Origin of the sequence: Pedobacter sp. CFBP9032, assembly GCF_034045265.1 — a bacterium.
GTDB lineage: Bacteria > Bacteroidota > Bacteroidia > Sphingobacteriales > Sphingobacteriaceae > Pedobacter.
Map to the genome: position 1 here is coordinate 156413 of NZ_JAXCWE010000006.1, position 26427 is coordinate 182839.

Here is a 26427-nt window from a genome sequence, read left to right on the forward strand (position 1 = left end):
TTATTCTTATTTAACAGTAAATGCTAATGAAGGCAACACATTCTGGCGTCCATCTGGACCAACAGAAACGATATCTTCAAAAAATACTCTTGTTCCCGGAGTAATGGAATTGATTGCTGCTCTAACCTGGCCAGCAAAACTTCCACCGCTACCTGAAATTGTGATTGCATCAGAACGTGGCTTAATGATCGTTAATTTGTAACGTTGAATTTTGAACTTTACATCAAATGGAAAATCATCCAGATCTGCTTCAATTTCGCTTTCACTTTTTAACTGTACAGATGCAACGTCGCCACCAGATCTTCCACCAACTTTAGCAATTGGTTTTGGAATGGCTTTAACCCTGAATTTCTGTGAACCTAGACTAACCGTTTTACCAGCATTAGATGCGCTAACATTAATAGAAACTTCCTGACCAACCTGACTACCTGCGAGGTTTACATTATAGTTTCCATTTGAGCCAGACATTGATCCGGCTGAGATAGATGCCTTAATACTCTCTAACGGAAATCCTGCCGCTGAAACTGTAAATGGATTTGGAATACCAGCATAGATCACATTCATTTTAGTAGAAGATACTGTAGCCGAAGGTTTTGCAACCTGATACTTTTGTGGCTGAGTTTTATACTCTTTCACCTGGCCATCAGTTTGACGAACCCTTACCGTACCAACCCAGGTAAATTCACCTACACTACCTGTTCCGCCAGTGTAAGTTCCCTTTCCTTCTTTGATCGATAGCTTATTTCCGTTCACTGTAATATCAGGGGTTGACCTGGAATCACTTGCTGTTAAAAAAACTTCAGCAGTATAAGGTTGACCCTGGATCACATAAGATGTTGGCGCAACAGCTACCGCAGCAAACTGATCTAAGTTAACCTGTGCTTTATCCATATTACCGAACAATTTCTTCACCACTTCCGCTTCAGCATTTTTCGTGTCAGCCTGAAGTTTAGTCAACACAGTCATTGCAGCAGTTAATGGCGTACCCTCACCGAAATAAGTTGCCTGCCAGTTACCTTTTCTCTTGCGTTCCGGATCTTTTGCTTCCAATGAGAAAGCCACGTTAGTCCGGTCTGCCGGATCAAGTAAAGAAATTAATTTCTCTCGGGTGGCATTAATTTTCGCTTTTAATTTATCTGCTTCACCTTTATTGATCATGATATCCTGAGCAATGTCTAGATTATCCCGGTTAACAAGGTCTCCGGTTTCCGGATTAATACCATCACCAGCTACAGTAAATTGTTTTTTAATACTCTCAATATAGTTATTTAACTCGTCTGCAGCGGCCTTAGCTTGTTGAGCCTTTTCATATATAGGCTGTGCACGAGCTGGTTCTTCTTTTAATTTCGAATTTTCGAAAGCTGAGAAAAGCTGATTGATACTAGAGTTTACATTGTTCTTTGAAGTATCCAAACTATCATTGATATTTTTGAATGCATCTAAAACAGTATCTGATACGTTTAAGGCCAGCATAGCCAACAATACCAAATACATGATATTGATCATCCGCTGCCTGGTTGTTTCTTTTCCGCCTGCCATGTTTATGTAGCTTTTTCTTTAAATTAAAAACTAAACAAATTATAGACGTGGGCCATTCATAGCCGAGAGCATGTTGCCGTAAATTGCATTTAAAGATGACAAGTTTTTAGCCAGCTTATTCACTTCTTCTTTAAACTGTTTCGAATCTTCCATAGATTCGTTAAAGTTTTGCATGGTTAAAGATAAGTTTGAATAAAATTTATTCATTGATTTTAAATGAGCGCTAGAATCTTGTAATTCCAATTCATAAACCGCGTTTAATGCCGATAAATTTTTAGCTAAATTATTTACCTGATCATGGTAAGCCTGCGAATCTACTTTGCTATCGCCCATTGCTTTCAAGTTAGCCGTTGCTTTTTCAAAAGATGCACTTAAATTATCGAAACCGGCAGAGGCTGTTTTTACTTTACTGGTAAATTCATTGGTTGCTGTAGAAGCATCTGCAACATTTGATATCGCAGCAACTTTATCGCCAAATGTACGCAAGCCGTTACCTAAACTTTCAATTAACTCCGGGCCAACTTTAGCATCAGCTAACATTTTATCTAACGCCGCTGTGTTTGCTGGTGCAGAAACTGTAGCAACAGGTCTTGCTGAAGCTTTTGGCAGTTCTCCTGTAAAATCTGTTCTTAACTCTGGATAAACCCTTTCCCATGCTGGTTCTGGCTCTGGCGGAAAAAATCCGGTTAAAAAGAATAGAATTGCTTCTATCCCAAGTCCTACTCCAATCATATAACTACCGAAAATCCCCCCGATATGTAGAATCTTAAATAGTGCGCCAACGATTACGATACTTGCTCCCCATGAAATCGCTACGTGTAACCAGCCTGGTTGTTTTTTTGATGCCATAAAATTTTGATGTTTTTCTTTAAGTATTAGTTTGTTTGGTTTAGTTTCTTAAATCAGTACCGGGATAAGATGACACGCACCTGAAACCGATATATGATCTTTGTGTATCCTGATACTCGTAAGTAGATACGGCATTTTGAAGAAAGTAGCCGGTATCCTTCCAGGAACCTCCTTTTACAACTTTTCTTTTTAGGTATTTGCTGTCATTCGGCCCCGCAACATAGGTAAAGTTCGGGTTTAAATCGTGTAGCAATGGCGATGCGCTTTTATTGTAAGCAGTTAGCGTCCATTCAGACACATTACCAGACATATTATAAAGACCATAGTCGTTAGGAAAATAAGACCTCACGCCTACGGTATAAATGCCACCATCGCTTGAATAATCTCCACGTCCGGGTTTGAAGTTAGCCTGTAAACATCCTTTTGTATTTCTGATGTAAGGTCCGCCCCAAGGATATTTAGTCTTGGTATTTCCACCTCTGGCAGCATATTCAAACTCTGTTTCGGCAGGTAATCTATAATCAGACCTTGATCCTGATGGCATTTTCCTGGCCTGCGCCACACCATCGTATAATCTGGTTCTCCAGTGCGCAAATGCTTTAGCCTGCTCCCAACTTACACCAACTACAGGATAATCATCATATGAGGGGTGATTATAATAGCCGCGAACCATAGGATCGTTTTGAGAATAAGAATAATCCGTCTTCCAAACCATGGTATCGGGATAGATAGCAATGTTATAACGATCAATATAATCCTGACGCTTGCTATTTGGATTCTTATGGCCTAAAGCAGCCTTGTCCATATTCAACTCTGCATAGTTATATTCAAACTTACGAACATCAAATTCTTTTCTCCCCGGTAAGGCATCTAAGCCAGAATAATACATCCCGTCTAGCTGAGCAGCCTGAGCACCTGCACCACCTTTACCTTTATTGCGCCAGATATTTGCGCCATTGGTTCCTACAGCTTTCCAGTTGATGTATTTCTCACCGCCAAGTGCTTCAGCACCCTTGCCTTTTGGGTTCATCATGAATTGCTGAGGATTTCCCATCATTGAAATGGCAATAGAATCTCTTACCCAGTTAGTAAACTGGCGATATTCTGCATTAGAAATCTCGGTTTGATCCATAAAGAATGCGCTTATGGTCGTCATTCTACTGGGCCCGTTTTGAGAGAATGTAATGTCCTCATCAGATCCTCCAAGAGGGGTATGGCCAGGAGGAATATAAACCATTCCCAAAGGAACACGGTTGTTCTTAAATTTTCGGTTGTAAGCACCCACTAACTCGCCTTGGCCTTCATGACCACAACTTGCCAGTAATACACTTATACCCACAATGACTAGAAGGTAGATTTTCTTCATATTATTTATAGTGTGTGCACAGCACAGTTAGGACCAATCTTATCAAAAATCAATACAATTATCAACAAATGCAAATATTTCGAGTTAAATAGTTTACTCTTAGACAGCTAATACCTTTTACTAAAGGATTACACAGATGATTACCAAGCGACAACCACACACAACTAACTGAATATCAATTCGTTAAATATTTCAAGAATTGACTTACTAAAAATATTGATAGTCTTATTTATTAGATATCTTAATATAGTTTTCAATAGCCATAGTCATTGATGGCACGCCCGGGGTAGGCGCTGCAATATCAACGATTAGATTCATATCTACACAAGCCTTACTTGTATTGGTACCAAAGGCCGCGATGCGGGTATTATTCTGTTGAAAATTAGGGAAGTTTTTAAATAGAGATTGGATACTTGAAGGACTAAAAAATGCGATTACATCATAAAAAACTTCTGCAAGATCTGATAAATCACTCACAACGGTTTTAAATAATACTGCGGGAGTAAAATCATAACCACTTTTTTCTAAAAACTTCATGGTATCCTCTGTTGCCATATCAGAACATGGATATAAAAATTTTTCATTGGCATGCTTTTTTAACACCTCCGCAAGGTCTGCAGCTGTTTGCTTTCCGAAGAATATTTTTCGTTTTCTATACTGAATGTATTTTTGAAGGTATAATGCAATAGTTTCAGACAGACAGAAATATTTTAGATCTACTGGCACATCATAACGCATTTCCTCACAAATTCTAAAGAAGTGGTCTGCAGCGTTACGACTGGTAAAGATTACTGCTGTAAAATCAGCAAGGTTAATCTTATCCTTTCTGAAATCTCTCGCTGGCACACCTTCAACATGGATAAAGGATCTGAAATCGACCTTTAAATTATGCTTTTTCGCCAAATCGTAGTAAGGAGATTTTTCGGTTTCAGGTTTTGGTAAAGTAACCAAAATACTTTTTATTTTGCGAATTCTAGAGTCGTTCTTTTCTTGCATTTTCCTTTTTCCTGCTACAATCCTATCGTTTTAATTAGTACTAAAATAGGACATATTTCGAGGGCGCAAAAGTACAAAATTAAATGAATTTTAGAAAACTTATTATTAGAAAGTATTGTGATGCCAGCCCTAAGTAGCTGAAATGCAAATATTACACCTAATAGCAAGTAAGCCAATGCTATATATATTACACCATATTTTAATGGAGATAATGCAAATGCCACAACTAATGGAATAAAAAGTAAGGATGCATTAAAGTAGCTGAGGTACAAAATAGAGATATATTCGCCTACTGGTTTCTGAACGTTAAACAGATAGCCAATGAATCTTAATATAACTAATTTAAGGGCATAAAAGACAATGATCGTAATGGAAATGGTAAAGAAAAATTTAAATCCATGCTTCGCCTGATACATATCATAGTATTGCGCTACCAGGAAAAAGAACATCCCTAAAATAAATCCAAACTGAATAAACAGCAGCAAAAAAGGCCAGGAACTAAAAAGGTTATCTTCCTTGTTGATGTTGTTCAAAATCCGGTTACTAAAAAAAGATTCAACAATAGCCGAAAGCTGTTTTGAAAAAGCATTTTTCAGAATAGCGAAAATCACCAGCATCGCAAAAATGAAGCCTAATAAACCCACGTTTCCTTTTGGAATTTGTTTCCCCAATTGGTACGGATTAGCTTTTTTCTTAAATTGTGAATATTGCTTTTGCCAACCTAATAAATCCAGTTTAGGAAAAAGAAACTCTTTCTCCACACTGTCCATCAAGGCATTTTTATTAATCGCACTATCCGGTAATACCCAGGTATGGCTGATGATGGAATCAGTAACTACTCTTTGTCTGGCTAAAGAAGCAGAATCAAGCCGATAGCGTTTAAATTTATATTGATTTACTGCAATTACACTATCAGGAGCAGCCGGAATTTCTTGCGTAAAAACACAATTGGCTGTCAAAATGAAAGCTAATAAAGTAAAAATAAATCTCGGCATGCTGTAAATCAAAACTTAAAGACGCAAAAGTAGCTGAATAATCATGGTTTACCTAGAGAAAATAAATGGTTTTGAAATATGCCATATCTTGATGTCTGCTTCAAATACGATAAGCCATCTGAAATTGAATTACAAGAAGTAAATCTGCCTAAAATTTATAAGTGATTAACTTACGAAATTTCAAAGGCCTGTGCGCTGAAGAATTTCGTAAGTTTGCTGATAGTACCCTAAAACTTTCGAAGTATTTTTTACAACAAAAGCCACCCAAACTTCGTAAATTGATCTTCATTCATGATTTATCTTAGCTTGGTGCTCATACTAGTTATTTAATAGGATTTTGAGTTTTTTACTTGCATTTGTATTTTTCGGATCCAGTTCTAAAGTTTTTTTGTAAGCTGCAATTGCGTTTTTTAAATCGCCTGTTGATTGATAAGCTTCTCCTAAACCTTCGTATGCATTAGCATCTGATGGATAGAAATGTACATATAGCTTGAAAAGCTCGATAGCCTCCTTGGGCTTATGCTGTATAAGAAGCAAATAATAGGCCCAGTTAGTTAAATCTCTTTCTGAAAGGAAAAATTTACCGTCACGCTTTTTTATTTTTTCGCTCAGTTGTATTGCTTTATTGTACCCTTCTTTTTCGAGCAATGCCCTCAATGGTAAAACTGTTTCTGGTAAACTACCTCCATTAATAGACTTTAATTCCGGGTAATAAAAACCTGCTACTTCAGGTGCCAGATCTTCAGGTTGATTGGTTGATAGATTGGTTAATATAATTATTGCCAGATGATTATCCGGATACACATAAAACCAGGAACGAGCCCCACCTATACCCGCCACTGCGCGGGGTGCTATATTTCTACGGGCTATCCAACCTAATGCCCAGCCTGAATAATTGCCATTATTAAGTTTTCCAGCTTCCCACATTGTTTTTAATGATTCTGGTTTTAGCAGTATCCCATTTTGTAAAGATAAAATCCAATTGGCAAGTTCGCTTGCAGAACTGTTTATTCCGGCAGTAGCACGTAACTCGGTAAATTCTTCCCAGGTACGTTCTAATGTTTTACCTTTTACAAAATTTCTCTCAGTGATTTTAGAAAGCCTGTAAGTAGGTGCTTTATCCATAATAATATCTCGAGAATCTCCGAAACCCGTTCTTTTCATCCCAGCCGGATCAAATTGCCGCTCCTGAATAAATTTTTCAAAAGATTTGCCACTCAATTTTTCAATGATCTGACCAAGCAATACGTAATTCGTTTGATTATATCGCATTTGTGTTCCTGCAGTAAATTCCATGGGATATTTCCGAATCGCTTTCAATGCTTCAGGGTATTTTAAACCTTCAACAAATCCACCTTTTCTAACATCAACAAAATCTGGTAAATCTGAAGTATGAGTGAGTAGCTGGTAAATTTTTATCTCCTTCCATTGATCTGGTAGGCTATCTAAATACGAGGAGATCATGCCTTGAAGATTAATCTTTCCCTCTTCTACCAATTGCATAATGGCGACGCCTGTAAATGCCTTTGTAGCGGAATTGATCGAGAATACGGCACTGTCATTAACTTTAACCCGGTTTTCTATATTTGCAAATCCAAATGACTTAACCAACACTACCTTCCCATTCCTAATGATGGCGACTTGTAAACCCGGTATATTTCTCTTTATCATTTCATCCTGTAAAAAAGAGGTAATACTATCTGTTTTAGACTGCCCAAGAGCTTTCAAAAAAGGTATAAATCCGGATAACAAGATCAAAAGAATGATTTTCTGTAGTTTGAAGAGGTTTTGATTCATATGCGTTTCAGATTTCTAAATAATTCACGATGATTTACATCCTTTTGAGTTTATAAATCAGAATTTATTACAAAACATATGTTTTAACTACTTTATCCAAAGGCGAGTCTAATTCAGTATGGCGATATTTAGTAGTATATTATGACAAAAAAAGAAATACGAACTTCATTATCTTTGCGAAATGTCCGGTATCTACATCCACATTCCATTTTGCAAAAAAGCATGTCATTATTGTGATTTCCATTTCAGTACTTCATTGAAATATGAAAATGAGATGGTAGAGGCCATTTGCAAGGAAATTGAAATGAAGCAGGATAGGATTTCGGGCCAAATTGGTAGTATTTATTTGGGCGGAGGAACGCCTTCTATCCTATCTGAGGTGGCACTGCAAAAGATTTTCGATACCATTAATCATACTTTTTCGGTAGATTCAAATGCTGAAATTACTATTGAGGCTAATCCAGATGATTTAACAGCAGCAAAGCTAAAAGAGCTGAAAAAATTACCAATTAACAGGTTTAGCGTAGGAGTTCAATCATTTTTCGATGAAGATTTACTTTGGATGAACCGTGCTCACCATGCAGATGAAGCAGAAAATTGCATTAAAAGAAGTCAGGATGCAGGCTTCGAAAATTTAAGCCTTGATCTGATTTATGGCTACCCGTTATTGAGCGATTCTAAATGGCTGCTCAATATTCAAAAAACAATTGAGCTGGAGGTGCCACATATTTCTGCATACGCCCTCACTGTTGAGCCAAAAACGGCATTGGCACATGCCATCAGAAATAAGAAACAAACGCCCGTGAATGATAGTCAAAGCGCTGCACAATTTTTAATCCTGATGGATCAACTTATTACTGCCGGCTTTGAGCATTATGAAATATCTAACCTTGCCAAACCAGGCTGTTACGCCGTTCACAATACCAACTATTGGCGTGGCGTAGATTATTTAGGAATTGGCCCATCTGCACATGGTTTCGATGGACAAAACCGATATATGAATCCTGCAAACAATGCGCAGTATATGGAGGTATTATCTAAAAATAAACTACCGGAAATAGTGGAAGAATTATCATTGAACGATAGGTTTAATGAATATATAATGACTTCATTGAGGACGATGTGGGGTACAGACTTAGAGAAAATCAAAACTGATTTTGGAGCAGATTTTTTAGAAGAAACTAACCGTAATTTAAAGGCTTTTGAAGATAGAGACTGGTTAGATATTCAGGATGATCAAATTAAACTGAGCGAGAGCGGTAAACTTTTTGCCGATCACATCGCCTCAGAATTGTTCATAGTAGGAAATGAATAAAGGATTGAATTAGAGAATGAGGGAATTAGAGAATGATTGATTTTACGGGTTAGATAACATTTACTCATTCAAAACTCAATCATTCTGTAATTCTATAACTAATGTAATATATGTCGAAAATTATATGGATTACAGGCGCATCATCCGGCATTGGTGAAGCTTTGGTTTATGAACATTTTAAAGCCGGAGATAAACTAATTATTTCGGCCCGTAACCGGGATGAACTTTTCAGGGTAAAAGGCAATTGCCAAAATTCTTTTAATGTTCATGTATTGCCTTTCGATTTATGTGAAACTGAAATCTTGGCACAAAAAGCAGCAGATGCCATTCGAATTTTTGGGAGCATAGATTTATTAATCAATGCTGGCGGAGTAAGTCAACGTGGATTAGCATTGGCTACAGATTTAAGCACCGAACAACAAATTATAAATACCAATTTTTGGGGAACTGTTATTTTAAGTAAAGCAGTTCTACCGGTGATGTTTAAGAATGGTGGCGGACAAATAGTGGTCATCAGCAGCTTGGTTGGTAAATTTGGCACTAGGTTAAGATCAGCTTATGCTGCATCTAAGCATGCATTACACGGTTATTTCGATTCCCTGAGATCAGAAATATATGATCAAAATATAGACATAACAATTGTTTGTCCTGGTTTTATTAAGACCAATGTTTCTATTAATGCTTTAACAGCAAAGGGAGATAGTCAGGGAACCATGGATGATGCACAAGCAAATGGAATGAATGTGGACGAGTGTGCAAAACAGATTATTGCAGCAGTAAAACTAAAAAAAGAGGAAGTTTATATAGGCGGAAAGGAAACAAAGTCGATTTTTCTGAAACGCTTCTTCCCAAAATACTTTTCCAAAAAAATAAGAGCGGCGAAAGTAACCTAGTCATCATTGCTAATTAATGATTTAATTTATTCGTTTCAAAATTGCTCAAATGATCCCTATACATTTTCGATTGTATAGGGATTTCACTTATATCCTGAAGGAATTTCCCTATTGAAAGCCAACACCAAAACTAATTAACAGGCAAAAAATATTGTTTCATAACGAAAGCCAAATAAATTTTAAATAACTAATTATCAGATATTTAAATCTATTTTTCAATTCTAAAAAACCAAGCATTGGTAAGCTATCGTAAATGAATGCAAATAAAAATACCTAAAAATTAGAAAAAATGAAAAAATTAATCTTATCGGCATTTGCCGTATTCACAATGGCCATTACCACTCAAGTTTATGCTCAGAAAAACCCAATGGTTGGTGGCGCTGAAATGTATTCAACAAAAGATATTGTTGATAATGCTGTAAACTCTAAAGATCACACTACGTTGGTTGCCGCAGTTAAAGCAGCAGGCTTGGTAGAAACCTTAAAAGGCGCTGGTCCGTTTACTGTTTTTGCACCAACAAATGCAGCGTTTGATAAACTTCCTGCAGGTACAGTTGGTAATTTAGTGAAGCCAGAAAATAAAGCGACATTAACAAAAATCTTAACTTATCATGTTGTTGCAGGTAAAATGGATAGCAAAGCAATTGCTGCAGCGATCAAAGCTGGCGGTGGCAAAGCAGAACTTACTACAGTAGAAGGCGGTAAGCTTTGGGCTTCGATGGAAGGAAAAAAACTTGTTTTGAAAGATGAAAAAGGTGGAAAAAGCACAGTAACCATTGCTAATGTGAACCAAAAAAATGGTATTATCCATGTTATCGATAGCGTTTTAATGCCTAAATAAAACATAAATTTCAATTTGATTTGAAAAATGCATTTGCCTTGGCAAATGCATTTTTTTATTTCAATGCTTTCCTTGCAATCTATTCAGATATTCATTTTCACGTTATATCACGTCCCTTTGGTGGTTAATCTAACGTCCTTGCTTCCAAGTAAGGGCGTTTATTATTTTATTATTCAATCTAAGTCCGCCCGGTTTGTCACTTGTTTTTCAGGTTTTTACTTTTTGCACTTTACTCAGACTTTACTGCTTAATTTTGGCAAACCAATACCGTAAAATGATAGTGAGAAGTGATTTTTAAATGCGACTTATTTCTTAACTGTTTCTATCGGTAGTAGATCATCTATATTATAACTATGCACCCCAATATTTCAAAAATCAAGGAGAATATTGCCCAACTGAGGCAACAAATAATTAATCATAAAGTGTATACAGCAATCAGTGAATTGGAAGATTTGCAGATTTTTATGGAATACCATATTTATGCGGTTTGGGATTTTATGTCGTTACTAAAATCGCTGCAGATTAATTTAACATGTACTACACTCCCATGGTTTCCTGTTGGAGATGCAGTTACCAGGCAGCTGATTAATGAGATTGTTGCCGGCGAAGAGAGTGATGTTGATGCTGATGGAACTATTAAAAGCCACTTCGAATTATATTTAGATGCGATGGAACAATGTGGTGCTAATATAAAACCTATTAATCATTTCTTAACGTCGTTAAAAAATGGCAGAGATTTCGACATGGCTTTTGAATTAGCAGAAGTTCCTCAGGCAGCCAGAGACTTTGTGAATGCCACATTTGAAACAATAAATAGCGGAAAACCCCATCTTCAGGCCGCTAGCTTTACATTCGGTCGCGAAGATTTGATTCCAAATATGTTCTTTAGTATGGTGAACGATTTAAATAGTTCCAACCCCGAGCAGGTTTCCATTTTCAAGTATTACCTGGAACGTCATATTGAAGTGGATGGCGATCACCACAGTCACCTGGCCTTATCTATGACGGAAAAGTTATGTGCAAAAGATGAACTTTTTTGGATTGAAGCTGAAGAAACCACCAAAAGAGCCTTACAAAAACGGATCGATTTGTGGGATGCAGCATATGCTGAAATTATCAAAAGCAAAGTGCCCGCTTAAATAAATAAATTGTTAAGGAGCTATTAAATCCAGATTACGTGAATTTAGTCACATTTAGTGCACAATATACTTTTTGTAAAATAAAATTTACATTTTTGTTCTTCGGCACAAATAACCGATTTTAAACGCATGAGTTTCATTCTAAAACCTGTTGATATCGTTGAGAGTATTACTCCAGAGGATTTCAAAAAAAATTATTTGAAAACGAAACGTCCGCTTGTTATTAAGGGCCTTACCAAAGACTGGCCAGCAAGAGAAAAATGGACTACAGAATACTTAAAAGAGATTGGCGGCGAATTGGAAGTTCCATTGTATGATAACTCCAAAGCAGATCCATCTAAACCAATTAATGCGGCAACTGCTCACATGAAATTTGGCGATTATCTGGATTTAATTAAGCGTGAACCAACAGAATTGAGAATCTTTTTCTTTAATTTATTTAAAAAGGTTCCCAGTTTGATTAATGATATAAAAATTCCTAAAGATTTAATGGGTGGTTTTATAGAAAGCATGCCAGCTATGTTTTTTGGAGGTTCCAATTCGGTAACTTTTCTACATTACGATATTGATTTACCTCACATTTTTCATACACATTTTGGTGGCAGAAAACACATTGTGCTTTTTGACAATAAATGGAAAGATCGTTTATATTGCCTGCCGAATGCCACTTATGCCTTAGAAGATTATCAGGTAGACAATCCTGATTTCGAAAAATTTCCTTCCTTAAAAGGGATTGAAGGTTACGAAGTTTTCTTAGAGCATGGCGATACCTTATTTATGCCGACAGGAATGTGGCACTGGATGAAATACCTGGATGGTTCATTCTCATTAAGCTTGCGTGCCTGGGATCAATCCATCACCAGAAAAGTAGCCAGCGTGTGGAGCTTATTTACTCACGGAGCAATTGACAGTTTAATAAAAATGACTTTCAAAGAAAAATATGCACAGTGGAGAGAGAAAAAAGCAGTTAAAATTGCTGAACGCGCTTTAGCCAAAGGCAGGCCTTAAAATACTATAAATACAAGCTTAAAGCGGGGTTTCTTAACTGAGGTCCCGCTTTTGTTTTAGGCACAAAGGTTCCAAACTACTGCCACTAATCATTTTAGATCTCAATGCTATTGATCATTTGGATACAATTACTACCTTTAAAATGATCACGCTAAAAATCAGTAATGGAAGAAATAATACTCACAGAAAAACAAAAAATGCTTGCGGGAAAAGCATACCAGGCTGGAGATGCTATCCTATCTAAAGAAAGGTTAAAAGCCCGTGAAATCACTTTTGAATTCAATAATCTGGCTCCAAAATTTATCAAACAGCGTAAAGAATTGCTTAAAAGACTCTTCGGCAAAACAGAAAGAATGTTCTATGTTGAACCACCATTTCGCTGTGATTATGGTTATAACATCGAAATTGGTGAAAACTTCTATGCAAACTTCAATCTAGTCATTTTAGATTGCGCAAAAGTATCTATTGGTAATAGTGTATTCATAGCACCAAACGTTTCGATCTATACAGCAGGCCACCCTATTCATGCACACCTTCGCGATCAGGAGTTTGAATGGGCCCAGGAAATTACTATTGGAAACAGTGTTTGGATTGGTGGAAATGTGGTGATTAACCCTGGTGTGAAAATTGGGTCAAATGTGGTCATCGGATCAGGGAGCATTGTAACCCGAAACATTCCGGATAATGTTTTCGCTGCCGGAAATCCCTGCAGGATAATTCGTCAACTTACTGATGAAGACAAAGATTACTATTACAAAGATTTTAAATTAGGCGAATAGTAGCTAATATTTAAATGGGAGTAGACGAAACCTATTTCAGCATATCTACTCCAGTTAAAATGCTGACCGCTTAGCTGGAATGATCAACAAATATCTTCCATTCGCCTTTCAGTTTTTTAAACAATAAAGTGAAATAACCTTTTGGCTCATCTTTATCTCTTTTCAAATGCCAGCTTCCTAAAACGAAAGCCACATCTTTATTTAGAAAATCTACTTTCTTAATTCCAAACGTAAGCTGTCCCATTCCGGCAGCTCCCTGGTAAGTCTTTTTATAATTAGCTAATGTCTGCTGCCAACCGTAAGTTGGTCCGCTGCTGCCAACAAAAAGCAAGCTATCGCTTTTTATATAACCTTGCATAAAGGTTTCTAAATCACCCTTATTCCAGGCTAGCCGTTGGGTTTCCAGTACTTTAAGAATAGCTTGTCTATCTGCTGGCGTTTGAGCCGTAGCATAGATAGTGATGCTACAAAAAAGAAAGACAAAAATTGATTTAATCATTTTGGTTCAGGTTTATTAAAGGATGTTACTGCTACTAAAATATGAAAAGCTTTTAAAAACCATCACAGGTAAGTGAAGACTAAGCTGCTTTAAAAATAATAAATTTTAATTTGCAGACTCCATTGGCAATCGTTATTTCACAAATTTGCTACATTGCGAAATCAAAAAGTCAACTATGAAAAAATCAGTTATTGCCATTGGCGAAATATTATGGGATGTTTTTCCAGAAGGGAAAAAAGCGGGAGGATCTTCAATGAATGTAGCTTTAAACCTTCATAAACAAAATATTGATAGCCAGTTTATTAGTGCAGTAGGTGATGATGCAAATGGCCAGGAACTCATAGATTTCCTTGCTTCGAAAAGATATCCTACAAATTTAGTTCAAACACACCCTACGCTACCGACAAGTACAGTTGAAGTACAACTAGATGAACAGCACCAGGCAACTTATACCATTGTTGAACCTGTTGCCTGGGATGCAATAACCCTAAACAACGAAATTATTAAAGCTGTTGAACAAGCAGATGCTTTTGTTTATTGCAGCTTAACCTGTAGGAACGAAGAAAGCAAAAACACTATTCTTACTTTATTAAAGCATGCAAAACTCAAAATATTCGACATTAATCTCCGTCCGCCGTTTTATACCATAGCAACCTTAAAAACCTTATTAAGCGAGGCCAACATTTTAAAGGTAAATGAACATGAATTGGTTTACCTTAAAGATGAGTTAGCTTTAACTGGTAATACAGATGAACAACTCCTAAAGCAAATTAGCCATGGTTTTGATATTGAGATCATCTGTTTAACCGTAGGCGAAAAAGGTGCTTATGTTTTGCAAAACGGCCACTTATATCACCATAAAGGCTATCTGGTTAAAGTCGCCGATACTGTTGGTGCAGGTGATTCATTTCTGGCCACCTTTATTTCCAGCTACCTCAACGGCTACCCTATTGATACCGTTTTAGACAGGGCCTGTAAGGTTGGCTCGTTTGTGGCTTCGCAACATGGCGCAAACCCTGATTATGGAGATGAGGTTTTCGGCTAATAGTTTTCAGTTTTCAGTTCGCGGTTTTCAGTTAACAGTTTGCAGTTTCCGGTTTGCAGTTTTTAGTTCATAGGCAACAAATGAACCAATGACTATTAATTAAGCTAATGAACTTATTTATTTAAAAACGACCTCAGTTGCCCCGTAACCGAATTTTTCCTTCCTGGCATCCATATAGGTTTTGATGTTAGGGTTTTTACTGATCAGCTTATGGATTTTATCTCTGAGTGTTCCGTTTCCTGAACCGTGGATAAAAATCATTTTATCAAAATGGTGAACAATAGCTGCATCGAGTGAGTTTTGGAAATAGTTTAGCTGAATTTGTAGAATTTCATCCGCTTCGAGGAAGTGGTGGTCGTCTCTCAACTTTTCGATATGCAGATCGATTTCCTTTGCGGGCACATCTACTGTTTTCTTTTCAGCAGGCGATTTAAAAAAACTCTCCTTTAACTTTTGAGCATCGATGGTGATGGGTACCAAATCATCCAACCGGATTAACCAACCTTTTTTAGCTTGGGGCAATTCTTTCTGCTCTGAAGAGAAATCTTTGGCCCTGAACTTTTTGCGGATCACCAGTGGATCTACAGGTTTTACATCTGTTTTACCAGCAATTATAATTTGAAAAGTGAATTCGGGCCAAAGGTCTAAATCAGCTAAAGAAGCAGAGTAAACCAAACCAGACTGGTAACTTTCTATCACGCCATGGAAAATGCCTGCGTACTTTTCTTTTTTCTCAGTTATTAAACTTACCAAAAGCACGTTTGGTGATTGATTCAATAAATGAAAGTGAACCACATTACCTGCCTTGTTATCTGTAGCTACGGCGACATAAATTCCATTTTCAATTTTATTAATAGAAGGCACATTTACATGAACCGGCTTTGGCGCATCTTGCTCTTCTGCAACCACACCATGCCCATGCACAGAAGTTAAATTACTAATGGCAACTGGTATTTCGAAACCGTCTTCATCAGTTACACCCAATGTCTGCGCATCGATAATCTTCGTTACATAGCCCTCACGTTTTTCATCAACAAAACGAACAAAATCTCCTAATTTAAATTTCATATTTATTCCCCAAGCCCCTAAACGGTACTTTTTACTTTCTATCGTTTATAACAAAACGTTTATTTATTTTCATTTGCACCTTGCCTTTCAACTCCTTTCAGGGGGCTGTGGGGCTAATGCCGTGTATCATTACCATGATAAATACTCAGGTAACTTTCGTACCTTGATATGGCAATTTCATCATTATTAACAGCTTCGATTACTGCACAACCTGGTTCATTAACATGCCTGCAGTTATTAAAACGGCATTGATGAGAAGTTTTGAAGATTTCCCGGAAGAAATGGCCCAACTCCTCTTTTTCGATATCTATTACACCCAACTCTCTAATCCCTGGTGTATCTACAATAAAGCCACCTTGTGGCAGTTCAAACATCTCAGCAAACGTAGTGGTATGCTGTCCTTTATCACTCCAATCAGAAACTTCACCGGTACGCAAATCCCTGTCTGGCAGAAGCGCATTGATTAAACTTGATTTTCCTACTCCCGAATGGCCAGAGATTAAGGTAATTTTGTCTGTAATGAGCTTCTGAATAACTGGAATATTAATTCCTTTCAAAGCAGAAACTTCATAAGTAGCGTAGCCAATTTTTTCGTAAATATCTTTGAATTCCTGTAAAATTTCGAGTCCTTCTTTACTAAACAAATCCAGCTTATTAAACACAAGTACAGCTGGCACATCATAAGCCTCTGCAGTAACTAAAAATCGATCTATGAAACCAAGCGATGTTCTTGGCGAAGCAAGTGTAACCACCAAAATTGCCATATCTAAGTTCGCTGCCAGAATCTGAGCCTGCTTACTAAGGTTAATAGATTTACGGATGATGTAGTTTTTCCGGGGTAGCAGTTCATTAATAATTCCCTGTTTGCTGCCGGGTTCGAGATCAAACTTCACCCGGTCGCCAACTGCGATGGGGTTAGTTGTTTTAATCCCCTTCATCCTAAATTTGCCTACAATCCGGCAGTCGTAACGCTCGCCGCCATCGGCCAACACACTGTACCAACTCCCAGTAGATTTTATAACTAAACCTTGCATATATCAGTACAAAGGTAAGAATATGATTCCACTGATTTAAGACGATTGCAATGATTGTTTTGTAATTGAACAATTTGGAAGGCTAAGCCTGCATTTCATCTGAATGTTAATCCTGCTGTTCAATTTACGCCTCCAGATATAAGAAAGCGGAAAGCGTGCCCATTACCATCAGGTTTAAAGACAAAGGTTTTTGTAAGAAAGTCAAATCTTTCCAAAGCCAGTGTTAACGATATTTATAGCTGGTGATTGAACTGGTAATTTCATTTAACTTTACAAACAATAAAGTATCTTCGTCGAAAATCTATCTCATGGAAAACTTCAAAATTATCGGCATCTCAGTAGAAACGAGTAACCAAAATAACCAGGCCGCTACAGATTTAGGTCAGCTCTGGGGAAAATTTTACAACGAACAAATATCCAGCATAATCCAAAATAAAGAAAGTGAAGATGTTTATGCCATCTACACTGATTATGAAAGTGATTATACTGGCGGGTATACCACTATTATTGGGCATCGGGTTACTTCGCTAGCTAATATCCCGGAAGGATTGGTCGGTAAAGAAATTGTGAACGAAAAGCTTTTAAGATATATCGCTAAAGGTGAAATGCCAGAAGCGGTAGTAGCAACCTGGCAAGAAATCTGGGCCAACAACATCGCATTGTACAGAACCTATAACGCCGATTTTGAAGTTTATGGAGAAAAATCTCAACAAGGTAAAGACTCGGAAGTGGAGATTTATATCGGGGTAAGGTCGTAAACTATATTCTCTCGAGGTATGGTTTCAGCCTTTTAAACTCCTTTCTTGAAAATTCATTTTTTATGGTGATGGTAACAATACCATTGGTGCCCCTGGCACCATAAATTGCGGTGGCAGTTGCATCCTTAGTTACCTTTATTTTTTCAATTGTATTTGGATTGATTGCCTTTGTATATTCATTTTTTAGCATAAAAGTTTTATTTTTAAATACCAGTAGCCAAAGTGGTGGCGGACCCTTTGGAGTTACCCCACAATCCAATCTTATGTCAACTTTTTTTTGAGAATAGGCGGTAGCATTAATGGCAATCAAAATTAAAGTAACAAAAAATATTTTCATGGGATTCGTTTTTTATTAAGATTCCAAATCACCCCAGGATTCCATAAGTAGTTTATAGCATTAGTTGTTAAATCTATATTTGTAATCTATAAAGTCCCAGAGATGATATAAACACGCACAACGTGAATGGTAAAGTAATTGATCATCATAATGGTTAGCAAGCATGAAATTCAAGTTTAAAACCCAATATAGTTTTCAGTTCAGAAAATGCCTTTATTTTATTCACTTAAACGTTTTATTAAAAATTCAGAAAGAAAATTTGAAAAACATTTGCATTTTAAAAAAATAATCTTCTACTTTACGGTGTACAAAGTACACAAAGAAGCATGAATTTTACATCATCAATTATTACAACGATTATTATTACCACCGGGATAAACCAGCGGGGCTAATTTGTTGTAAATTGAATTAACATACAAAATACAGAAAGCGTCCCGACAACAATCGGGGCGCTTTTTTTTTAAACCCAAACCACTGAGAACTGTATCAAACCAAAATAATTAACAAGCAAAGGTGCAGTTTTCGCTAAAACCAGAACTAATGAAAGTACTCAAATTCGGTGGCACATCCGTAGGTTCGGCCGAGAACATTAAAACACTACTAAACATAGTAGCCAAAGAAAAATTACAAAGCAATCCGGTAGTTGTATTATCGGCAATGAGTGGCGTAACCAACCTCCTTACCGATATGGCCGAAAGGGCCGAGCGAGGAGAGGATTATAACGCCTCTTTAAAAGAAATTGAAGCGAAACACTTCGCGGTAATCCGTTCGTTACTGCCCGCAGCAGCACAAAATCCGGTATTTACGCGATTAAAAATTTTCTTTAATGAATTAGAAGACTTACTACAGGCCGTAACCAATCTTCGCGAATTAAGCCTACAAACCAAAGATCAGATTTTGAGCTATGGTGAACGTTGCTCTTCTTTCATGATCGCACATATCGCTTCGCAACAGTTTGCGGAAGCATTATACGTAAATGGATCTGAATTAATTAAAACCGACAGCAATTTCGGCCAGGCCAAAGTTGATATTGAACTAACAGAGATCCTGATCAACGATTTCTATCAGGCAAATGCAGCTAAAGTACTTTTTGTTACCGGATTCATCGCCAGCAATGCCGCCGGAAGGGTTACTACATTAGGTCGTGGTGGTTCTGACTATACTGCGGCCGTTTGGGGTTCTGCACTCAATACCGAAGAAATCGAAATCTGGACGGATGTAAACGGAATGATGACTGCTGATCCAAGGATTGTGAAAAAAGCATTCTCGTTACCAGAATTGAGTTATACCGAAGCAATGGAATTAAGTTATTTCGGCGCGAAAGTGATCTATCCACCAACGATGATCCCCGCTTTCATGAAGAAAATTCCAATTGTAATCAAAAATACTTTCCAGCCTGATTTCAGCGGAACCTACATTAAAAGCGATGTAAAAATATCAAGCTTGCCAATTAAAGGCATTTCGTCTATTGATCACATCAGCATTATCAACCTTACCGGAAGTGGCATGGTTGGAAAAGCTGGTTTTAGTGGACGATTGTTTTCATTGCTATCCCGTGAGCAAATTAATGTGGTGCTCATCACCCAATCTTCATCAGAACATAGCATTACCTTCGCCGTTAAACCAACTGATGCGGGTCAGGCCATTGCCTTAATAAAAAAGGAATTTGAACTGGAGCTCGATGCGAATAAACTCGCCTTGCCAGAAGTTGAAAATAACCTGGCCGTACTGGCTATTGTTGGCGAAAACATGAAACGCACGCCAGGCATGAGCGGCAGATTGTTTGGTGCGCTTGGCCGTAACGGAATCAATGTAAGGGCAATTGCACAGGGATCTTCAGAATATAACATCTCCGTAATTATTAGCAAGGATGATTTATCTAAAGCAGTAAATGCTGTACATGATGCCTTCTTTACGGATTTGAAGAGAACACTAAATATCTTCTGTCTTGGAACCGGAAATATTGGCAAAACATTGTTCAATCAATTAAAAGAACAAATGCCTTTCCTTGCAGAAAATAATGATTTACAGGTAAAGGTGACTGGCATTTGCAATACCCGCAAAATGGTTTTTAATGCTGATGGTTTATCGTTAGAGCATTGGGAGAATGACTTGAATGAAAATGGCGAACAGGCAGACTTAGCAGGTTTCGTAACCAAGATGAAAGCCATGAATCTGCCAAACTGCGTTTTTGTAGATAATACTGCAGCTGAAACCCCTATCGAATTTTATCAGGGTGTTTTTGAAAGCAGCATCTCTGTGGTTACCTGCAACAAAAAAGGTAACTCTGCAGATTACGCTCAATACAAATCATTTAAAGATACTGCCCGTAAGTTTGGCGTCGATTTTTATTACGAAACAAACGTTGGCGCAGGTCTACCCATCATCCGTACCCTTAAAGAATTGATGATGAGTGGCGATAAGGTTGCCCGTATCGAAGCTATTTTATCTGGAACAATCTCCTACATTTTCAATAATTTTAAAGGTGAAGCCGGATTTTACGAAACAGTAAAAGAAGCACAGGAACTTGGTTATACAGAACCAGATCCACGCGATGATTTGAATGGAAAAGATTTCATGCGGAAAATGTTAATCTTAGCCCGTGATGCAGGTTATCCTTTAGAAGCAGCTGATGTAAAAATCGATAATATTTTACCTGAGGCTTGTTTAAATGCTACTTCTGTAGAAGATTTTTATAGCGAATTAAAGGCAAACGCCGCTTACTTTGAAGATTTAAAAAACAAAGCAGCTAATGATGGCAAAGTATTGCGTTATATCGGGAAACTAGAAGATGGCAATGTAGAGATCAGCCTTCAAATGGTAGATGATAGCCATCCATTCTATATGCTCTCTGGAAGTGACAATATCATCTCATTCACTACAGATCGGTATAAATCTCGCCCATTGGTGGTAAAAGGACCGGGAGCTGGCGCTGAAGTTACCGCAGCAGGAGTTTTTGCAGATATCATCAACGTTGGAACGCTAACACCTTAATCCATCTGAAGGGAATTAAAACCCCGGGGTGAAACCCGGGGTGATGAGGAACTATTCATAACCTGGGGTTTTAACCCTAAGAATACCCCGGGTTGAAACCCGGGGCGATAGAGAACCATTCATAACCTAGGGTTTTAACCCTAAGAATACCCCGGGTTGAAACCCGGGGCGATGAAAAACTATTCATAACCTAGGGTTTTAACCCTAGGAATAAACCAAGAGCTCGTAGTTAATACTTGGGGCAAACGGGAAATATAAAAGATAAACAAAATGTCAAATAACAATTTAAACCCTGCCGAGGCCCTTAGCATCAGCAGCGAGCAAGAAAAGACTCCGTCAGCAGATTTGGGTGTGATCCGCGTGTTTGCTCCTGCAACCGTTGCCAATGTGGTATGCGGTTTCGATGTCCTGGGTTTTGCTGTAAATGAACCTGGTGACGAAGTTGAAATGCGCTTAACAACTACGCCAGGTGTAGTGATTAAAACGATTACCGGCGATGATGGTCGTTTACCATTAGATGCCGAGAAAAACACGGTAAGCGCCAGTGTTCAACATTATTTACAACACGTAAACAGATTAGATGTTGGTGTTGAAATCGATTTACACAAAAAAATGCCCATTGGAAGCGGCTTAGGATCAAGTTCGGCAAGCACAGTGGCTGGTCTGTTTGCCATTAACAAACTGATGGGTGATCTACTTACCCCAACAGAATTGGTTCCTTTCGCCATGAAAGGAGAAGAACTGGCTTGCGGCTATGGTCATGCAGACAATGTTGCGCCCGCCATTTTAGGTGGATTTGTTTTGGTGAGAAGTTACGATCCACTCGATGTAATTTCGCTTCCAACACCTGCCGGAATGTACGCTGCAATTGTTTATCCGGAAGTTGATGTTCCCACAAAAGATGCTCGTCAGATGATTAGAAGCAAGGTATTACTTAAAGATGCTGTTACCCAATGGGGAAATGTGGCAGGTCTGGTGAGTGGGTTATTTATGAATGATTTTGATCTGATTGGCAGAAGCATGAAAGATGTTTTAGTAGAACCTACCCGTTCCATCTTAATTCCAGGTTTCGAAGAAATGAGAGCAATTGCAATGGAAAACGGCGCCATTGGGTTTGGTATTTCAGGTTCAGGTCCATCGGTGTTTGCATTAACTAAAGATGAAGAAACCGCAAAGAAAATTACTAAAGCACAGCAACAACATTTGCATAAAATCAATATTAATAGTAAAGCATATGTTTCCTCGGTTAATGCCGAAGGACCAAGAGTAATGTGAGGTAGATGATAGAAGGACAATTACTTGAACCTTCTTACTTTCAATCCATCTTTGAGAATTGCTAAAAAAAGAAATTAACTAAGGATAAAAAGGTATGAACATTGGAATTAAGTTCCTTAACCTTCAGCCTTCCAACCCTCAACCTTTCAACCATGATTTTATATTCAACCAATAATAAAGATTTACGCGTTTCTTTCAAAGAAGCTGTTTTTAATAGTATGCCACAGGATAAAGGCTTGTATATGCCATTAGAGATTCCGCAACTGGATGCAGATTTTATTCAAAACATTGAGCAGTATTCTTTACCGGAAATTGCTTACCAAGTGGCATCTACCTTGCTTAAAGATGAAATTCCTGCTGCTGATTTACAGGCGTTAATTAATGATGCGATCAATTTTGAGGCACCTGCAGTTAAACTTGATAATAAAACTTTCGTACTCGAACTTTTCCACGGTCCATCACTAGCTTTTAAAGATTTTGGCGCTCGTTTTATGAGCCGGGTAATGGCTTATTTTCTGAAAGACGGCGAACAGCTGCTGGATGTATTAGTAGCTACCTCTGGCGATACTGGTGGTGCCGTGGCCTTAGGCTTTTTAGGCGTACCAAATACCAGAGTAACTATTCTCTATCCGGAAGGAAAGGTAAGTCCGATACAAGAGTTACAGCTCACTACTAATGGAAGCAACATCAGAGCTATTGAAGTAAAAGGTACTTTTGATGATTGCCAGACTTTGGTGAAACAAGCTTTTGCTGATGAGGAATTAAATGCTAAGTTCCGATTGACTTCTGCAAACTCCATTAATATTTCGAGATTAATCCCTCAGACCTTTTACTATTTCAACACCTATGCACAGTTAAAAAGACAAGGTTTAAATGAATTGGTTTTTGCTGTTCCCAGTGGAAATTTCGGTAACATTGGTGCAGGCTTACTAGCCTACAAACTGGGCTTGCCTGTTAAACAATTTATTGCTGCTACAAATATTAATGATACCGTTCCCCGGTTTTTAGAAAGCGGAATTTATCAGACCCGACCATCCTCGCAAACTTATTCGAATGCCATGGATGTGGGTGCGCCGAGTAACTGGATTCGCATTATGGATTTATTCGATCAGGATGTAGATCAATTAAAAAACGTGGTAACGTCGTATCGATTTACTGATGATGAAACACTGGAAGGCATTATAGATTTAGATCAAAAACTAAACTATGTTGCTTGTCCACATACTGCGATTGCCTATCTGGCGGTAGAAAAATACAGGAAAGAAAATCTTGCTGATAACAGCGCGGCTGTATTCTTATCGACAGCACATGCCTGTAAATTTCCAGATATTTTCCCGGCAGATATTGCTGCTAAAATTGATATTCCGTCGCAGGTTACAGCCCTTGAAAGCCTTCCTAAACACGCAGATCAGTTAGAAGCAGATTTTGATGGATTTAAGAGATATTTATTGAATAATTAATCATTGTTAAAATTTAATGCGTAACTAACTATGGATTAAAAATCCATAGATATGTGAGTCCGGAAAAAATTTCCGGACTAACTTAAACTTACGTTAGTTGGGATTTTTAATAGAGTGGATTGTAAAGTGTTCATCTTGGATAGCTATGGTGGATTAAAAATTCACAGAAAAATTAGTCCAGAAAAAATTTCCAGACTAACTTAGGCTTCCGTTGGTCGGGATTTTTAATCCCGATCTATCTTCCTGAGGATTTTTAATCCTCGTAACGGTATATTTATATATTCAATAGTTCATAAATAAATTTGGAAAAATTTCCAAACTAACATAGATATGTCAAATCTATAATCCCGACCAGCTTTCTCAAGAATTTTTATTCCTTAAAAGAATATTCTATATTTATTAATGGGTTTCAAATATAAGGTAGCCGACGATAGCGGCATTTATTTCATTACAACTACGGTTGTCAATTGGATTGATGTTTTCACCAGAAAAGAACTTGCAGAAGTAGTTATTGAAAGTCTTAAATACTGCCAGAAAGAAAAAGGTTTAATTATTTATGCGTGGTGCTTAATGCCGAGTCATTTACATATGATGGTAAGTGCTGATAAAGGAAAGAAGCTCCCCGACATCATACGTGATTTTAAGAAATTTACTTCCAAAAAAATCACCTCAAGTATCAAAGACATTAATGAAAGCAGAGACTGGTTATTAAACAAATTTTCTTTTGCTGCCAAAATCCATGCTAAAAGTGATGAGTTTAAGTTTTGGCAAGACGGCTATCATCCTATCTCTGTAGAAACTAATTTATTTAAAGACCAAAAACTTAACTATATCCATCAAAATCCAGTGGAAGCTGGGATTGTTTATGAACCTGAACATTATGCGTACAGCTCTGCCATTAATTATAGCGATGGCATAGGCCTGATAGAAGTGGTTTATTTAGATTGAATTTCAAATCATTTGACTTACCTCTATTTTAATAAATTCAGCCCCAAAATTTAATGCCCACCTTTTACGCTGGTTTGCTCTATTCCTTTTAAATGTCTTGCGCAATAAATACCGAAATACAAAATAAACAGATAACATACCAGTGGTAAAATAAACGAATGATGTACACCAATCTGATCTGCAACTGCACCCTGCACTAATGGAAGAATCGCGCCACCTAAAATAGCCATTACCAGCAAGGAAGACCCCTGACTGGTATAAACCCCCAATTTGGCGATAGAAAGCGTATAAATATTAGAGAACATTATCGAGTTAAAAATCCCGATTCCAAGAACGCTATACATAGCTAAATCACCTTTATTCACCATCACTGAAATTAATAACAACACATTGATGGTAGAGAAGATTGCCAAAGTTCTGGCAGGAGCCGATTTCCCTACCAGGAAGCCTATAAAGTTTAATGCAATAAACACAAGGAAGAAACTGATTTGTGCAAATGTTAAATCTACAATTCCATAAATAAGGGCGAACACTAAGATCGCAGTTCCTAGCATATAAATGATCTTTTTCCCCTGACTCAATGAATGATTTAATGAGATAGAGCCAACAAAACGGCCAATCATTGCACCACCCCAATATAATGAAAGGTAGTTTTTACTAACGGCCTCTTCCAATCCACTAATCTCCGGAAGGTGTAGGAAACTGATAATAAAACTACCAACAGCTACCTCTGCACCTACATAGCAAAAAAGTGCCACAATACCTCTTGTTAAATGAGGGAATTTAAGTACGCCTAAGCCTTTTGCCTGTTCTTCTTCTTCAGGTTTGAAAGATGGAAGTTTGACATAAAAAATCAGTAAACCAACCAAAAGTAAGATTGCTCCAAAAATCAGGTAAGGTATCCGGGTAGCCGATGCACTGAAACTTCCATCGGCTTCAGAGAAGAATTCGAAGATAAGGTGGCCGCCCAAAATAGGCGCGATTGTAGTACCGAAAGCATTAAATGCCTGCGTTAAATTTAGTCTACTGGAAGCGCTATCTTCAGGCCCTAATAAGGAAACGTAGGCATTTGCAGTAATCTGCAGCACGGTAAAACCCAATCCTAAAACAAATAATGCACCTAAAAACAATGGATAGATTGAATATGTAGCCGCCGGAAAGAAAAGTACACAACCAATTGCAGCGAGTACAATACCAAAAAGAATTCCTTTTTTATAACCCACTTTATTAATGGGATCACCTTTAGTGTATGAAATTAAAAAGTAGATTAATGACCCTACAAAATAGGCCCCAAAAAAACTAAATTGAACCAGCATTGACTCAAAAAAAGTAAGGCTGAAAAGCTTCTTTAAATAAGGAATCAGGATATCATTCATGCAGGTGATAAAACCCCACATAAAAAATAAAAGAGTAATGGTAATGAGTGGAACGGTGTAATTAGATTTTGTTTCTGAAAATTTGGTTTCCATTGTGTGTGTAAGAATTTAAAAAC

The 26427-nt window shown here is 37.6% G+C and carries 23 protein-coding genes; 12 read left to right on the top strand and 11 right to left on the bottom strand.

What is annotated here, in order from left to right:
• Positions 1-6: 6 nt before the first annotated feature.
• The 6 genes from gldM to SOM16_RS13230 form a co-directional block, all read right to left on the bottom strand.
• Entirely contained in the window at positions 7-1539 is a 1533-nt protein-coding gene (gene gldM, locus SOM16_RS13205) for a gliding motility protein GldM (protein ID WP_320464471.1), read from the bottom strand.
• A gap of 39 nt (positions 1540-1578) precedes the next feature.
• Positions 1579-2388 (bottom strand): gliding motility protein GldL, encoded by an 810-nt coding sequence (gldL, locus tag SOM16_RS13210; RefSeq protein ID WP_320464472.1) that lies wholly within the window; start codon positions 2386-2388, stop codon positions 1579-1581.
• A gap of 40 nt (positions 2389-2428) precedes the next feature.
• Positions 2429-3754, bottom strand: a complete 1326-nt coding sequence (locus tag SOM16_RS13215) for an SUMF1/EgtB/PvdO family nonheme iron enzyme (RefSeq protein WP_320464473.1) — start codon at positions 3752-3754, stop codon at positions 2429-2431.
• Positions 3755-3979: 225 nt separating this feature from the next.
• Positions 3980-4750 carry a uroporphyrinogen-III synthase gene (locus tag SOM16_RS13220; protein ID WP_320464474.1) on the bottom strand — a complete coding sequence of 257 codons (771 nt, stop codon included), beginning with the start codon at positions 4748-4750 and terminating at the stop codon, positions 3980-3982.
• 14 nt (positions 4751-4764) lie between these two features.
• Positions 4765-5745 carry a DUF4271 domain-containing protein gene (locus SOM16_RS13225; RefSeq protein ID WP_320464475.1) on the bottom strand — a complete coding sequence of 327 codons (981 nt, stop codon included), beginning with the start codon at positions 5743-5745 and terminating at the stop codon, positions 4765-4767.
• 318 nt (positions 5746-6063) lie between these two features.
• Complete coding sequence (locus tag SOM16_RS13230) at positions 6064-7542, bottom strand: serine hydrolase (protein WP_320464476.1); 1479 nt, start codon at positions 7540-7542, stop codon at positions 6064-6066.
• Between the two features lie 181 nt (positions 7543-7723).
• On the opposite strand from SOM16_RS13230, the gene hemW reads away from it, so the two are divergent.
• The 6 genes from hemW (at position 7724) to SOM16_RS13260 (ending at position 13517) form a co-directional block, all read left to right on the top strand.
• Positions 7724-8857, top strand: coding sequence for a radical SAM family heme chaperone HemW (gene hemW, locus SOM16_RS13235; protein ID WP_320464477.1), 1134 nt, complete (start codon positions 7724-7726; stop codon positions 8855-8857).
• Positions 8858-8967: 110 nt separating this feature from the next.
• Positions 8968-9750 (top strand): SDR family oxidoreductase, encoded by a 783-nt coding sequence (locus SOM16_RS13240; RefSeq protein ID WP_320464478.1) that lies wholly within the window; start codon positions 8968-8970, stop codon positions 9748-9750.
• A gap of 289 nt (positions 9751-10039) precedes the next feature.
• Positions 10040-10591, top strand: a complete 552-nt coding sequence (locus tag SOM16_RS13245) for a fasciclin domain-containing protein (protein WP_320464479.1) — start codon at positions 10040-10042, stop codon at positions 10589-10591.
• A gap of 353 nt (positions 10592-10944) precedes the next feature.
• On the top strand, positions 10945-11730 hold the full coding sequence (locus SOM16_RS13250) for a DUF3050 domain-containing protein (RefSeq protein WP_414692258.1): 786 nt from the start codon (positions 10945-10947) through the stop codon (positions 11728-11730).
• 129 nt (positions 11731-11859) lie between these two features.
• Entirely contained in the window at positions 11860-12738 is an 879-nt protein-coding gene (locus SOM16_RS13255) for a cupin-like domain-containing protein (protein ID WP_320464481.1), read from the top strand.
• Between the two features lie 164 nt (positions 12739-12902).
• Positions 12903-13517, top strand: coding sequence for a sugar O-acetyltransferase (locus SOM16_RS13260; protein WP_320464482.1), 615 nt, complete (start codon positions 12903-12905; stop codon positions 13515-13517).
• A gap of 70 nt (positions 13518-13587) precedes the next feature.
• Here SOM16_RS13260 and SOM16_RS13265 read toward each other — a convergent pair whose 3' ends face one another.
• Positions 13588-14016 carry a nuclear transport factor 2 family protein gene (locus SOM16_RS13265; RefSeq protein WP_320464483.1) on the bottom strand — a complete coding sequence of 143 codons (429 nt, stop codon included), beginning with the start codon at positions 14014-14016 and terminating at the stop codon, positions 13588-13590.
• A 175-nt stretch (positions 14017-14191) separates the two neighbouring features.
• Here SOM16_RS13265 and SOM16_RS13270 point away from each other — a divergent pair, with 175 nt between their 5' ends.
• On the top strand, positions 14192-15061 hold the full coding sequence (locus SOM16_RS13270; protein ID WP_320464484.1) for a carbohydrate kinase: 870 nt from the start codon (positions 14192-14194) through the stop codon (positions 15059-15061).
• 117 nt (positions 15062-15178) lie between these two features.
• Here the strand turns inward: SOM16_RS13270 and SOM16_RS13275 are convergent, their stop codons facing one another.
• Together SOM16_RS13275 and rsgA are read right to left on the bottom strand one after the other, a co-directional pair.
• Positions 15179-16129 (bottom strand): Smr/MutS family protein, encoded by a 951-nt coding sequence (locus SOM16_RS13275; RefSeq protein WP_320464485.1) that lies wholly within the window; start codon positions 16127-16129, stop codon positions 15179-15181.
• Positions 16130-16242: 113 nt separating this feature from the next.
• A complete protein-coding gene (gene rsgA / locus SOM16_RS13280; RefSeq protein ID WP_320464486.1) occupies positions 16243-17163 on the bottom strand; it encodes a ribosome small subunit-dependent GTPase A in 921 nt (306 codons plus the stop codon).
• A gap of 308 nt (positions 17164-17471) precedes the next feature.
• Between rsgA and SOM16_RS13285 the strand changes: the two genes are divergently transcribed.
• Entirely contained in the window at positions 17472-17921 is a 450-nt protein-coding gene (locus tag SOM16_RS13285) for a GyrI-like domain-containing protein (protein ID WP_320464487.1), read from the top strand.
• A gap of 1 nt (position 17922) precedes the next feature.
• Here the strand turns inward: SOM16_RS13285 and SOM16_RS13290 are convergent, their stop codons facing one another.
• On the bottom strand, positions 17923-18258 hold the full coding sequence (locus SOM16_RS13290) for a hypothetical protein (protein WP_320464488.1): 336 nt from the start codon (positions 18256-18258) through the stop codon (positions 17923-17925).
• 540 nt (positions 18259-18798) lie between these two features.
• Here SOM16_RS13290 and thrA point away from each other — a divergent pair.
• The 4 genes from thrA (at position 18799) to SOM16_RS13310 (ending at position 24935) form a co-directional block, all read left to right on the top strand.
• Entirely contained in the window at positions 18799-21252 is a 2454-nt protein-coding gene (thrA, locus tag SOM16_RS13295; RefSeq protein ID WP_320464489.1) for a bifunctional aspartate kinase/homoserine dehydrogenase I, read from the top strand.
• Between the two features lie 270 nt (positions 21253-21522).
• Positions 21523-22527, top strand: coding sequence for a homoserine kinase (locus tag SOM16_RS13300; protein WP_320464490.1), 1005 nt, complete (start codon positions 21523-21525; stop codon positions 22525-22527).
• A gap of 152 nt (positions 22528-22679) precedes the next feature.
• Positions 22680-23987 (top strand): threonine synthase, encoded by a 1308-nt coding sequence (gene thrC / locus SOM16_RS13305; RefSeq protein ID WP_320464491.1) that lies wholly within the window; start codon positions 22680-22682, stop codon positions 23985-23987.
• Between the two features lie 402 nt (positions 23988-24389).
• Positions 24390-24935, top strand: a complete 546-nt coding sequence (locus tag SOM16_RS13310) for an REP-associated tyrosine transposase (protein WP_320464492.1) — start codon at positions 24390-24392, stop codon at positions 24933-24935.
• Positions 24936-24985: 50 nt separating this feature from the next.
• On the opposite strand, the gene SOM16_RS13315 is transcribed toward SOM16_RS13310, so the two are convergent.
• A complete protein-coding gene (locus SOM16_RS13315) occupies positions 24986-26404 on the bottom strand; it encodes a sugar MFS transporter (RefSeq protein ID WP_320464493.1) in 1419 nt (472 codons plus the stop codon).
• Positions 26405-26427: the final 23 nt, after the last annotated feature.

Excerpts from the sequence above, each read along its gene's own strand:
- SOM16_RS13265 (WP_320464483.1), bottom strand. The coding sequence starts at position 14,016 with ATGATTAAATCAATTTTTGTCTTTCTTTTTTGTAGCATCACTATCTAT.
- SOM16_RS13250 (WP_414692258.1), top strand. The coding sequence starts at position 10,945 with ATGCACCCCAATATTTCAAAAATCAAGGAGAATATTGCCCAACTGAGG.
- SOM16_RS13270 (WP_320464484.1), top strand. The coding sequence starts at position 14,192 with ATGAAAAAATCAGTTATTGCCATTGGCGAAATATTATGGGATGTTTTT.
- SOM16_RS13315 (WP_320464493.1), bottom strand. The coding sequence starts at position 26,404 with ATGGAAACCAAATTTTCAGAAACAAAATCTAATTACACCGTTCCACTC.
- SOM16_RS13215 (WP_320464473.1), bottom strand. The coding sequence starts at position 3,754 with ATGAAGAAAATCTACCTTCTAGTCATTGTGGGTATAAGTGTATTACTG.
- hemW (WP_320464477.1), top strand. The coding sequence starts at position 7,724 with ATGTCCGGTATCTACATCCACATTCCATTTTGCAAAAAAGCATGTCAT.
- SOM16_RS13275 (WP_320464485.1), bottom strand. The coding sequence starts at position 16,129 with ATGAAATTTAAATTAGGAGATTTTGTTCGTTTTGTTGATGAAAAACGT.
- SOM16_RS13300 (WP_320464490.1), top strand. The coding sequence starts at position 21,523 with ATGTCAAATAACAATTTAAACCCTGCCGAGGCCCTTAGCATCAGCAGC.
- thrC (WP_320464491.1), top strand. The coding sequence starts at position 22,680 with ATGATTTTATATTCAACCAATAATAAAGATTTACGCGTTTCTTTCAAA.
- SOM16_RS13255 (WP_320464481.1), top strand. The coding sequence starts at position 11,860 with ATGAGTTTCATTCTAAAACCTGTTGATATCGTTGAGAGTATTACTCCA.
- SOM16_RS13310 (WP_320464492.1), top strand. The coding sequence starts at position 24,390 with ATGGGTTTCAAATATAAGGTAGCCGACGATAGCGGCATTTATTTCATT.
- SOM16_RS13290 (WP_320464488.1), bottom strand. The coding sequence starts at position 18,258 with ATGAAAATATTTTTTGTTACTTTAATTTTGATTGCCATTAATGCTACC.
- SOM16_RS13245 (WP_320464479.1), top strand. The coding sequence starts at position 10,040 with ATGAAAAAATTAATCTTATCGGCATTTGCCGTATTCACAATGGCCATT.
- gldM (WP_320464471.1), bottom strand. The coding sequence starts at position 1,539 with ATGGCAGGCGGAAAAGAAACAACCAGGCAGCGGATGATCAATATCATG.
- SOM16_RS13220 (WP_320464474.1), bottom strand. The coding sequence starts at position 4,750 with ATGCAAGAAAAGAACGACTCTAGAATTCGCAAAATAAAAAGTATTTTG.
- SOM16_RS13285 (WP_320464487.1), top strand. The coding sequence starts at position 17,472 with ATGGAAAACTTCAAAATTATCGGCATCTCAGTAGAAACGAGTAACCAA.
- SOM16_RS13260 (WP_320464482.1), top strand. The coding sequence starts at position 12,903 with ATGGAAGAAATAATACTCACAGAAAAACAAAAAATGCTTGCGGGAAAA.
- rsgA (WP_320464486.1), bottom strand. The coding sequence starts at position 17,163 with ATGCAAGGTTTAGTTATAAAATCTACTGGGAGTTGGTACAGTGTGTTG.
- SOM16_RS13225 (WP_320464475.1), bottom strand. The coding sequence starts at position 5,745 with ATGCCGAGATTTATTTTTACTTTATTAGCTTTCATTTTGACAGCCAAT.
- SOM16_RS13240 (WP_320464478.1), top strand. The coding sequence starts at position 8,968 with ATGTCGAAAATTATATGGATTACAGGCGCATCATCCGGCATTGGTGAA.
- SOM16_RS13230 (WP_320464476.1), bottom strand. The coding sequence starts at position 7,542 with ATGAATCAAAACCTCTTCAAACTACAGAAAATCATTCTTTTGATCTTG.
- gldL (WP_320464472.1), bottom strand. The coding sequence starts at position 2,388 with ATGGCATCAAAAAAACAACCAGGCTGGTTACACGTAGCGATTTCATGG.
- thrA (WP_320464489.1), top strand. The coding sequence starts at position 18,799 with ATGAAAGTACTCAAATTCGGTGGCACATCCGTAGGTTCGGCCGAGAAC.